This window comes from Pseudomonas moraviensis (genome assembly GCF_900105805.1).
In the GTDB taxonomy this organism is placed as follows: Bacteria; Pseudomonadota; Gammaproteobacteria; order Pseudomonadales; family Pseudomonadaceae; genus Aquipseudomonas; species Aquipseudomonas moraviensis_A.
The window spans coordinates 495,270-506,166 of the sequence record NZ_LT629788.1 but is presented as its reverse complement, the minus strand read 5'-3'; the positions used below and the strand labels follow the sequence as shown (position 1 = coordinate 506,166).

The following is a 10,897-nucleotide window of genomic DNA, read 5'->3' as shown; positions in this document are numbered from 1 at the left end:
GTACCCGCACTTTCCGCGTGGTACGGCTTGACCTTCCCCAACGGAAAAACCGGTAAGGACTTTATGTGCGGATTAGCTGGCGAGTTACGTTTTGATCAACAACCTGCAGACCTTGCAGCGATCGAGAGAATCACCCATCACCTGGCCCCTCGCGGCCCTGACGCGTGGGGCTTCCATGCCCAAGGGCCGATTGCCCTGGGCCATCGACGCCTGAAAATCATGGACCTGTCGGACGGCTCGGCGCAGCCGATGATCGACAGCCCGTTAGGCCTGTCCCTGGCCTTCAACGGCGCGATCTACAACTTCCCGGAATTGCGCGAAGAGCTCGAAGGGCTGGGTTATGCCTTCTATTCCGGTGGCGACACCGAAGTGCTGCTCAAGGGTTATCACGCCTGGGGCGAGGCGCTGCTGCCGAAACTCAACGGCATGTTCGCCTTTGCCATTTGGGAGCGCGATGCCCAGCGCCTGTTCATCGCTCGTGACCGTCTCGGCGTGAAGCCGTTGTACCTGTCGCGCACCGGCCAGCGCTTGCGCTTTGCCTCGGCACTGCCAGCCCTGCTCAAGGGCGGCGATATCAACCCGATCCTCGATCCGGTGGCGCTCAACCACTACCTGAATTTCCACGCAGTCGTGCCTGCGCCGCGCACATTGCTGGCCGGCATCGAAAAACTGCCGCCCGCCACCTGGATGCGCGTTGAAGCCGATGGCCGCACCGAACAGAAGACCTGGTGGACCCTGCCCTACGGCCCGCATGAGGATGAGAAAAACCTCAACCTCGAAGACTGGGTTGATCGCGTTCTCGACAGCACCCGCGAAGCGGTGGCGATTCGTCAGCGTGCGGCGGTTGATGTCGGTGTGTTGCTCTCGGGCGGTGTCGATTCGAGCATGCTCGTCGGCCTGTTGCGCGAAGTCGGTGTAGAGAATCTCTCGACCTTCTCCATCGGGTTTCAGGACGCCGGCGGCGAACGCGGCGACGAATTCCAGTACTCGGACCTGATCGCCAAGCACTACGGCACCCGCCACCATCAATTGCGCATCGACGAGAAAGAAATCATCGAGCAACTGCCCGCCGCGTTCCGCGCGATGAGCGAGCCGATGGTCAGCCACGATTGCATTGCCTTCTACCTGTTGTCCCGGGAAGTGGCCAAGCACTGCAAAGTGGTGCAGAGCGGCCAGGGTGCCGACGAGTTGTTTGCCGGCTATCACTGGTATCCGCAAGTCGACGGCGCGGCCGATCCTTACGCGGCTTACCGAGATGCGTTTTTCGACCGCAGCTATGACGACTATGCCGCAACCGTGCAGCCGAAATGGCTGGTCGATCACGACGCAGCAGGCGACTTCGTCAAAGAGCATTTTGCCCAGCCTGGCGCTGATGCCGCGGTGGACAAAGCCTTGCGTCTGGACAGCACGGTGATGCTGGTCGATGACCCGGTCAAACGCGTCGACAACATGACCATGGCCTGGGGCCTGGAAGCGCGTACGCCGTTCCTCGACTATCGACTGGTCGAACTGTCGGCCCGCGTGCCCGGCAAATTCAAGCTCCCCGATGGCGGTAAACAAGTGCTCAAGGAAGCCGCGCGTCGGGTCATTCCAAGCGAAGTGATCGACCGCAAGAAAGGCTATTTCCCGGTGCCGGGCCTCAAGCATCTGCAGGGCGACACGCTCAATTGGGTGCGCGAGCTGCTGCTCGATCCAAGCCAGGATCGTGGCCTGTTCAACCCGACCATGCTCGACAAGCTTTTGACTGATCCACAAGGCCAGCTGACCCCGTTGCGCGGTTCGAAATTGTGGCAACTGGCGGCCCTGAACCTGTGGCTCAGTGAACAAGGAATCTGATTGATGAAACCCCATGCCACGTCCATCAACCAACGTCTGTTGCGTGGTCAGGCCCCTTCGTATGAACGTTTGCAGGCGCGCCTGGCCGAAGACGGCAGCGAACCTGCCACCGCCCCGATTGCCGTGCATTGCGGTTGGGGCAGGCTGCTGATCGGTCACACCTTTCCCGACCCGGCGTCACTGGCGCAGGAACTGCTCAACGAGCAGCCCGGCGAGCGCGACATCGCCCTGTACGTCGCCGCACCGCAGCAGATTCTCGGCCTTGAGCCGACTCAGCTGTTTCTCGATCCATCCGACACCCTGCGCCTGTGGTTCAGCGATTATCGTCAGGCGACACGGGTGTTTCGCGGCTTCCGCATTCGTCGTGCGCAGAGCGAAACCGACTGGCAGGGCATCAACCGTTTGTATCAGGCGCGCGGCATGTTGCCGATCGATCCGGAGCTGCTCACCCCGCATCATCAGGGCGGCCCGGTGTACTGGCTGGCGGAAGACGAGGACAGCGGCGCGGTGATCGGCAGTGTCATGGGCCTCAATCATCAGAATGCCTTCAACGACCCGGAACACGGCAGCAGCCTGTGGTGCCTGGCGGTCGATCCGCATTGCTCGCGTCCGGGCGTCGGTGAAGTGCTGGTGCGGCACCTGGTCGAGCACTTCATGAGTCGCGGCCTGGCCTACCTGGACCTGTCGGTACTGCATGACAACCGTCAGGCGAAAAGTCTTTACGCCAAACTGGGCTTCCGCAACCTGCCGACCTTCGCCATCAAGCGCAAGAACGGTATCAACCAGCCGCTGTTTCTCGGTCCGGGGCCGGAGGCGAATTTCAATCCTTACGCACGGATCATTGTCGAAGAAGCGCATCGGCGCGGTATCGATGTGCAAGTGGATGACGCCGACGCCGGGCTGTTTACCCTCAGCCATGGCGGCCGCCGCGTGCGCTGCCGCGAGTCGCTGAGCGATCTGACCAGCGCGATCAGCATGACCCTGTGCCAGGACAAAAGCCTGACCCATAAAGTGCTGAAGGCCGCAGGCCTGAAACTGCCGGCCCAGCAACTGGCGGGCAATGCCGACGATAATCTGGCCTTTCTCGATGAGCATCAGCGTGTAGTGGTCAAACCTCTCGACGGCGAACAGGGCCACGGTGTGGCTGTGGATCTGCGCACCATTGAAGAAGTGCAGAAGGCCATCGAAACCGCCAAGCAGTTCGACAGTCGCGTGCTGCTGGAAAGCTTCCATGAAGGCCTTGATCTACGGATTGTGGTGATCGGTTTCGAAGTGGTTGCGGCAGCGATTCGCCGTCCGGCGGAAGTGGTTGGCGATGGTCAGCATTCGATCGGTGCGCTGATCGAAGCGCAAAGCCGCCGTCGGCAAGCGGCCACCAGTGGCGAAAGCAAGATTCCCCTGGACCACGAAACCCAACGCACGCTGCACGCCGCCGGCTATGACTACAGCAGCATTCTGCCGGCCGGCGAGCATCTGTTCGTGCGGCGCACGGCCAATCTGCACACCGGCGGGACGCTGGAAGACGTGACGGCGATTCTTCATCCGACCCTGGTCGACGCGGCGGTGCGTGCGGCGCGAGCGCTGGACATTCCGATGGTCGGCCTCGATCTCATGGTGCCGGCGGCGGATCAGCCCGAGTACGTTTTCATCGAAGCCAACGAACGTGCCGGCCTGGCCAACCATGAACCGCAGCCGACGGCGGAGCGCTTTGTCGATCTGTTGTTTCCGCACAGTCAGCCGGCTGCCTCTTGAACCTTCATTGTTCCGGCTGACGCCTTCGCGAGCAGGCTCGCTCCCACATTTGGAATGCGTTTCCCCGTGGGAGCGAGCCTGCTCGCGAAGAGGCCCGAACGTCATCACAAATTTCTCTCATCGAAACCATCGGTGTGCTCAACCCATCAGGAGTTTCCATGACCAAGACCCCACACATCCCTGAACCGGATCTGGCTTACCTGCAAAAAGTCCTGCTGGAAATGCTCGCCATTCCCAGCCCCACCGGCTTCACCGACACGATCGTGCGCTACGTCGCCGAACGTCTTGAAGAGCTGGGCATTCCGTTCGAAATGACCCGGCGCGGCACCATTCGCGCGACGTTGAAGGGCAAAAAGAGCAGTCCTGACCGCGCGGTGTCTGCGCACCTGGACACCATCGGTGCCGCCGTCCGTGCGGTGAAAGACAACGGTCGCCTGACCCTCGCCCCGGTCGGTTGCTGGTCGAGCCGCTTTGCCGAGGGCAGCCGGGTCAGCCTTTTTACCGACACCGGCGTGATTCGCGGCAGCGTGCTGCCGCTGATGGCTTCCGGGCATGCGTTCAATACTCAGGTCGATGAAATGCCGATCAGCTGGGATCACGTCGAACTGCGTCTGGACGCCTACTGCACGACCAAGGCCGATTGCGAATCCCTGGGCATTCATGTCGGTGACGTGGTGGCGTTCGACCCGCTGCCGGAGTTCACCGAAAGCGGCCATATCAGCGCGCGCCACCTCGACGACAAGGCAGGCGTTGCCGCACTGCTCGCCGCACTGAAGGCGATTGTCGACAGCGGCCAGGAACTGAACATCGATTGTCATCCGCTGTTCACCATCACCGAGGAAACCGGCAGCGGCGCGGCGGCGGCATTGCCGTGGGACGTCAGCGAATTTGTCGGCATCGACATCGCTCCGGTCGCGCCGGGCCAGCATTCCAGCGAACACGCGGTGAGCGTGGCGATGCAGGATTCCGGTGGCCCATATGACTATCACTTGTCCCGGCATCTGTTGCGCCTGGCCGATGAACACGAACTGCCGGTGCGCCGCGACATGTTCCGCTATTACTTCAGCGATGCGCACTCGGCGGTCACCGCTGGCCACGACATCCGCACCGCCCTGCTCGCTTTCGGCTGCGATGCCACGCATGGTTACGAACGCACGCACATCGACAGCCTGGCGGCGCTCAGCCGTTTGCTCGGCGCGTACATTCTGAGCCCGCCGGTCTTCGCCAGCGATGCGGCGCCGGCCAATGCCTCCCTGGACCGCTTCAGCCACCAGATCGAACATGACACGCAGATGGAAAGCGAGACCCGCGTACCGCCGGTGGACAGTCTGGTTGGGCAGCGTTCCGACAGTTGAATCTTCGGTGATCACATAAACGTCTTCGCGAGCAGGCTCGCTCCCACAGGGATCGCATCAAATGTGGGACTGAGCCTGCTCGCGATGGCGCCGGTCGAGGCACTACAAAAACTGGCAGGCAAAACCCAATCCCCGTAGCATCCCGACATTGATTTGACCGAGGTGCCCATGCTCATTCCCCACGACGCGCTTGAAGTCGACACCCTCACCCGCCTGATCGAGGATTTCGTCACCCGCGATGGTACCGACAACGGCGATGACACCCCGCTGGAAACCCGCGTACTGCGCGTGCGCCAGGCATTGACCAAAGGCCAGGCGCTGATCGTGTTCGACCCGGAAAGCGAACAGTGCCAGTTGATGCTCAAGCACGACGTACCCAAGCATCTGTTCGACTGAAACCGTCAGCCAGCCTTCGCGGCAGCCTCCTTGCGCTTGATCCGGTCATAGACCTCGGCGCGGTGCACATGGACTTTCTTCGGCGCCTCGACGCCGAAGCGCACGCTGGAGCCATTCACCGACAGAACACGCAGGGTGATGTCGTCACCGATTGAAATCAACTCACCGACCACACGGCTGAGTACAAGCATGGGATTCATCCTTAAGGACTGGCAAACCCTGAAGATGCGCGGCTTACAGCGGCTCCACAATGCATGACGAGCAAATCAGTCTTGCCCTACAGCCTCCCACGCCCGCAGCCGTCAGACGCTTCGCACAAAGGTATCAGGCGGCGGAAAAGCGCGGCCCCAACAGAATCACACTCGCACCGACCACGCACAGCGCCATGCCGATCCAGTCCGAGCCCAGCGGGCGCACCCGTTCGACGACCGCGAGCCAGCCGATCGAAGCGACGATGTAGATCCCGCCATACGCGGCATAGGCGCGCCCGGCGTAGGCCGCTTCAACACGGGTGAGCAACAGCGCGAACAGGGTCAGGCTAAGTAACGCGGGAATCACCCACAACGCACTTTTGCCTTGGCGCAGCCACAAATAGAAAGCAAAACACCCGGCGATTTCAAACAGCGCCGCCAGGAAGAACCACAGGTAATTAAGCATGGAATGCGTCTCGACAGGGTGACCATGGCGGCCACCCTAACCACGCGGCGGGCAACGAACAAGATCACGCGTTGTTTTGTCGGGCCTTGGCGCGCATTTTCTCCGCCATCGAAGTCATCTCGTTGTAGAGCAGTTGCGGATTTTTCTGTTTCAGCGCCCAGGCCATGCGCCCTTGTTCGTGGGGCAGAATCATGAACTCGCCAGCGGCGACTTGCTGATAGATGTATTCCGCAATATCGGCTGCACTGATCGGCGAACTTTCCAGCAACTTGCCGACCTGCGCTTTCATTGCCGGGGTCGGGCCGCGGAAGGAATCGAGCAAGTTGGTCTGGAAGAACGATGGGCAGACCACGTGCACCGCCACTTCCTGCTGCGCCAGTTCGATCAGCAGGCTTTCCGACAATGCCACCACACCCGCCTTGGCGACGTTGTAGTTGCTCATCGCCGGACCTTGCATCAGCGCGGCCATGGAGGCGATGTTGATGATCTTGCCCTTGCTCTGTTCCAGCAGCGGCAGGAACGCCTTGCAGCCTTTGACCACGCCCATCAGGTTGATCGCGATCTGCCAGTCCCAGTCTTCCAGGGACAGTTCGCTGAAAAACCCACCCGAGGCGACCCCGGCATTGTTGACGATGATGTCGATGCCGCCGAACTTCTCTTCACAGGCTTGGGCGAACGCGGTCAGCTGGCTGTAATCACGCACATCGCAGCGCTGGATGAAACCGTCGCCGCCCGCCTCGCGCACCAGTTTGAGGGTCTCCTGCAGGCCGGGTTCACTGACATCGGACAAGGCCAGCCGCCAGCCTTCACGGGCCCAGCGCAGCGCGATTTCGCGACCCAGGCCGGAGCCTGCACCAGTGATCATCATGCGATTTTGCATAGCGGACAGCCTTGTTGTTCCGGGAGAGATGTGCCGAGTGTAGCGAAGGAACTGCGTCCGCCCACGCTCCATCCAGTTGCTGAATGGAGGATCAAAAGATTGCTGCCCCCGCCAACTTCGCCATCCAATCCTGTAGGAGCTGACGATTGCAACGAGGCTGCGTTCTTTTCGCTGGAAAGGAAATAACAGAGCAATCCAAATACATTAAAAAAACATTGAATTTTTTTTCATTCGCGCAAGTCGGAACATGTAAGCCGGCTGGAATTTAGTTGCTATCCAGCTGCCCACTGAGCGTCAAGACTCTTCCAGACTCTGAACAAGGAAATCACCCATGGGCACAATTCTAATCATCATCCTGATCCTGTTGCTGATCGGTGGTCTGCCGGTCTTCCCGCACTCCAGAAGTTGGGGTTATGGCCCGTCGGGCATTATCGGCGTGGTGTTGGTCGTGCTGCTGGTGCTGTTGTTACTCGGCAAGATATGACGATTTGAAGCTGTAAAAAAAGAGGCCCTTTTTCAAGGGCCTCTTTTTTATTGCGTGGACTTCAACGAGTCATCAATCCGGCTTGCCGTGAATCACACCGGCGGTGTTATCGAGCAGGCTTTTGGTCGCGGTTTGCAGGAACGCCTCGAGTTTGAGTTTGAGTTCGGCAGTACGCGGCGCATTTGGCACAACTTCGGCGTGCGGAGTGGCACCGAGCTGGTATTGCCAGATTTTCGGACCCATGTCCTTGTCGCGCGGCAGCACCAGAATCTGGTCAGCGGTGACGATGGCGGTGGTCTGCTCGCTGCCCGATGGCTTGATCACACCGAAACCGGTGTCGCCCTCCGGCAGGTTGAGCAGGTCACGGCCCCAGCACTGGTGACGCACTTCACCACCGAGACGGCCCATGATGGTCGGCACGATGTCGATCTGCGTGCCCACGGTGTGGTCACGGGCACCGAACTTCTGCTGAATGCCCGGGGCGATCATCAGCATCGGCACGTTGAAGCGGCCCAGGTCCATTTCAGTGATCTGGCGCTCGTTGCCGAAGCCGTGGTCGCCGACGATGACGAACAGGGTTTCGTTGAAGTACTTCTCTTTGCGCGCCTTCTCGAAGAACTGGCCGAGCGCCCAGTCGGAGTAACGCATGGCGGTCAGGTGTTCGTTGAGGCTGCCACGGTCAGTCACGCGCTCGACCGGCAACGGTGTCGGCAAGGCGTACGGCGTGTGGTTGGACAGGGTTTGCAGCAGGGCGTAGAACGGCTTGCCGTTTTCCCGCGCCTTGAGCTCCTGCAGGCCACGATCGAACATGTCCTGGTCGGACACGCCCCAGGTCGGATCGGAGAACACCGGATTGACGAAATCGTTACGGCCAACGAAGTTGGTCATGCCCTGGTTGCTGAAGAAGCCCGACTGGTTGTCCCAGGCGAAATCGCCGTTGTAGACGTACACGTCGTCGTAGTCGCGGGCACTGAGCACCTGCGGCAGGCCGGACAGCTTGTGGCTGCCTTCCGGGGTCTGCATCAGGTATTCGAAGCCGGGCAGGTTCGGGAAGCAGGCCATGGTCGCAAACATGCCCTGGTGGGTGTGCGTACCGTTGGAGAAGAAACGGTCGAACAGCAGGCCTTCCTTGGACAGCTTGTCCAGGTAAGGGGTGATGTTGCCCGGAGCACCCAGGGCGCCAACCGAGTGACCGGCCATGCTTTCCATCAGGATCACGACAACGTTCTTGATCGGCAGGGTCTTGTCGGCTGGCGGCATGTAATCACGGCGCACGGCGGCAATATCGGCGTCGACCAGTTTGTCGTCAGGCATCAGCAGCATGTCACGCACGATTTTCTGCGCCTGTTCCTGCGGCAGCGTGGCTTTCCAGATGTTGTCGCGATCTTCGCCCATGCGCGACTTGGCGGCCTCGATCAGCGACAGCGTGGCATTGAGACCGAGCTGGTTGGCGAAGTTGGAATCAGTGGTGTACACGTCACCCCAGCGCATTGGCGGGCCTTGACGCAGGGTGCCACGGGCGGCAACCACGCAGATCAGCAGGCAGACCACAAACACCGCCAGGCGGGTGTACCACGGCGCAACCTGACGGGAGCTGACGCTGCCGCCGCTGAACGGCCCGCGCGGGCGGGTGGCGCGGTCGGCGCCCTTGAATGCCAGGGTCAGAATGACCGTGCCGATGACCCACGCCAGCAGGTAGCGCACCACCGGGAAACCGTACCAGAGCATGCTCATCACGGTTTTCGGATCTTCTCTCACGTATTGGAACACCAGACCGTTGAGGCGCTGGTGAAACTCGCGGTAGAAGTCCATCTCCATCAGGCCGAGGAACAGCGCGATGCTCGAGGCGATGGTCAGCCACAGGCGAAAGAAGCCGCGCGCGGCCATGGCCCGGGCGCTGAACAGCGCCAGCACCAGCGGAATGCACAGGTACACCACCAGGCGCAGGTCGAAACGCAGACCGTTGACGAACGCTTCGAGGAAGGTCGCGGCCGGGGTGTCGAGGATCATCTCGCGGTTGTAGACCAGCAGCGCGAGGCGCAGCGCGGAAAACATGACCATCATGACCAGTGCGCACAGCAGCGTGTAGGCCAGATGCGATTTGACGGTCGGTTGCAGCAGGCGAGCAGAAGATCGCTGCTGATTCAGGGCGTCCGGGTTTGCCATGTCGTTTTAGGACCCATTGGAAGTTGAAGTTGCAAAAATACAGCGGCGCCAGGCCCTCTATTGGTCATTCCAGACCCCGGGGCGTGCGCGGTGCGCAAATGTTGCACGATCGTTCACACCATTGCCATTGATTACTGCCCTGCTCTTCGAGACTTTCATTCAAAGGGCTGACAGCGCTGTTGCAGGCAACAAGTGCGGGCGAATTGTCTTGAAGGCTTTGTGAAAATTTCGTGCAACGCATATCTGGAAATACAATTTAGAGACAAAACAAAACGCCCCGAACCGGTCGGGGCGTTTTGCTTAGAGCGCGAAGATTATTTCTCGGCGCGTTCTTTCAGCGCTTTCAGCGTATTGAATGGCGCATCGACGACGAACTTGTTGGCAACCATCGCCGGTACGCTGCCACCTGGCTCGGTGTGTACTTGATAGGTCACTTCGACCTGATCGCCTTTAGGCACGAACTTCCAGAAGCCTTTGACTTGCTGAACCCGTACGAAGCCTTTTTCTTCCGGCAGATAGGTCGGCACGCCTTCCAGATTCCGCGTCAGGCTGCCATCGGCACCTTCAACAGTGGTGATCTTCAACACCGAATCACGCGGGGTCACCGGCCATGGTGTATTGAATTGCGAATAGGTCCAGCTCAGATCGCCTTCATGCTTGAGCAGTTTCTGGCTCTTGCACTCGTGAATCCAGGCGCAGGCGCCGGAGACGTCTTCCTGCAAGGCGCGCAGTTTGGCGATGGTGGTCTTCATCAGCGCGACGCCCTGATAGGACTTGTAGTCCGAACCGGGTATTTCACTCAGGGAAACCTTGATCCCGTCTTCGTTCTTGGCGACTTTCCAGTCTTCCGCCTGGGCGACCGAAGTAGCAAGTACGGCAGTCAGACCACACAACACAGCGATACGATGAAGCGAACCCATAGTGTTATTCCTTATTGTTGAAGTTCCGTTGGTGAACACATCACGCCGCCGTGATCTGCTCCCACCAGCCGATCAATCTGATCGCTTCTTCCGAGCTGCTGCCGCAGACCTCGACATCCGCAGCGAAACCCGAGCACACAGGCGGACGTTCCGGACGGCCGAAAATGCTGCACAGGTTATCGACCGACAGTTGCACGCAACGTTCGCCGGCGGGCTTGCCTTGGGGCATGCCGGGGATCGGTGAACTGATGGAGGGGGCAATGCAGCAAGCGCCACAGCCTTCGCGGCATTTCATGACGTACAGATCCTCGGGACGGGCGATGTGTAAAGAGACGGGGAACAGAGTAACCGCTAAAACGGCTGTTTCAAATTGCTGGAAGCGGGTTTTCAACGATAAGTAAAAGTGACCGGGCAGTCTCCGACGAAGCGTCTGGTCTGCGCATCACAGATG

At 60.2% G+C, this 10,897-nt stretch carries 11 protein-coding genes; 5 read left to right on the top strand and 6 right to left on the bottom strand.

Annotated elements, in window-relative coordinates; translation table 11 throughout:
- Positions 1-63: 63 nt before the first annotated feature.
- From BLU71_RS02505 to BLU71_RS02490, 4 genes are all read left to right on the top strand, one after another.
- A complete protein-coding gene (locus BLU71_RS02505) occupies positions 64-1,836 on the top strand; it encodes an N-acetylglutaminylglutamine amidotransferase (protein ID WP_083352232.1) in 1,773 nt (590 codons plus the stop codon).
- Positions 1,837-1,839: 3 nt separating this feature from the next.
- Positions 1,840-3,588, top strand: a complete 1,749-nt coding sequence (gene ngg / locus BLU71_RS02500) for an N-acetylglutaminylglutamine synthetase (RefSeq protein WP_064361486.1) — start codon at positions 1,840-1,842, stop codon at positions 3,586-3,588.
- 158 nt (positions 3,589-3,746) lie between these two features.
- Entirely contained in the window at positions 3,747-4,943 is a 1,197-nt protein-coding gene (locus tag BLU71_RS02495; RefSeq protein WP_042607960.1) for an osmoprotectant NAGGN system M42 family peptidase, read from the top strand.
- Positions 4,944-5,111: 168 nt separating this feature from the next.
- Positions 5,112-5,339, top strand: coding sequence for a YheU family protein (locus BLU71_RS02490; RefSeq protein ID WP_003172962.1), 228 nt, complete (start codon positions 5,112-5,114; stop codon positions 5,337-5,339).
- Between the two features lie 5 nt (positions 5,340-5,344).
- On the opposite strand, the gene csrA is transcribed toward BLU71_RS02490, so the two are convergent.
- The 3 genes from csrA to BLU71_RS02475 all read right to left on the bottom strand — a co-directional run bounded on the left by csrA (position 5,345) and on the right by BLU71_RS02475 (position 6,876).
- Positions 5,345-5,530 (bottom strand): carbon storage regulator CsrA, encoded by a 186-nt coding sequence (gene csrA, locus BLU71_RS02485; protein ID WP_024013891.1) that lies wholly within the window; start codon positions 5,528-5,530, stop codon positions 5,345-5,347.
- Between the two features lie 133 nt (positions 5,531-5,663).
- Positions 5,664-5,996, bottom strand: coding sequence for a YnfA family protein (locus BLU71_RS02480; protein WP_042607961.1), 333 nt, complete (start codon positions 5,994-5,996; stop codon positions 5,664-5,666).
- Positions 5,997-6,060: 64 nt separating this feature from the next.
- Complete coding sequence (locus tag BLU71_RS02475) at positions 6,061-6,876, bottom strand: SDR family oxidoreductase (protein ID WP_064361485.1); 816 nt, start codon at positions 6,874-6,876, stop codon at positions 6,061-6,063.
- Between the two features lie 331 nt (positions 6,877-7,207).
- On the opposite strand from BLU71_RS02475, the gene BLU71_RS02470 reads away from it, so the two are divergent.
- On the top strand, positions 7,208-7,360 hold the full coding sequence (locus BLU71_RS02470; protein ID WP_003183939.1) for a DUF3309 family protein: 153 nt from the start codon (positions 7,208-7,210) through the stop codon (positions 7,358-7,360).
- A 72-nt stretch (positions 7,361-7,432) separates the two neighbouring features.
- Here the strand turns inward: BLU71_RS02470 and BLU71_RS02465 are convergent, their stop codons facing one another.
- The 3 genes from BLU71_RS02465 to BLU71_RS02455 form a co-directional block, all read right to left on the bottom strand.
- The gene (locus tag BLU71_RS02465) at positions 7,433-9,526 is read right to left on the bottom strand and encodes an LTA synthase family protein (RefSeq protein WP_065616846.1); all 2,094 of its coding nucleotides are present in this window, start codon (positions 9,524-9,526) and stop codon (positions 7,433-7,435) included.
- 314 nt (positions 9,527-9,840) lie between these two features.
- The gene (locus tag BLU71_RS02460) at positions 9,841-10,446 is read right to left on the bottom strand and encodes an START domain-containing protein (RefSeq protein WP_042610733.1); all 606 of its coding nucleotides are present in this window, start codon (positions 10,444-10,446) and stop codon (positions 9,841-9,843) included.
- A gap of 40 nt (positions 10,447-10,486) precedes the next feature.
- The gene (locus tag BLU71_RS02455) at positions 10,487-10,741 is read right to left on the bottom strand and encodes a YkgJ family cysteine cluster protein (RefSeq protein WP_083352231.1); all 255 of its coding nucleotides are present in this window, start codon (positions 10,739-10,741) and stop codon (positions 10,487-10,489) included.
- Positions 10,742-10,897 lie beyond the last annotated feature (156 nt).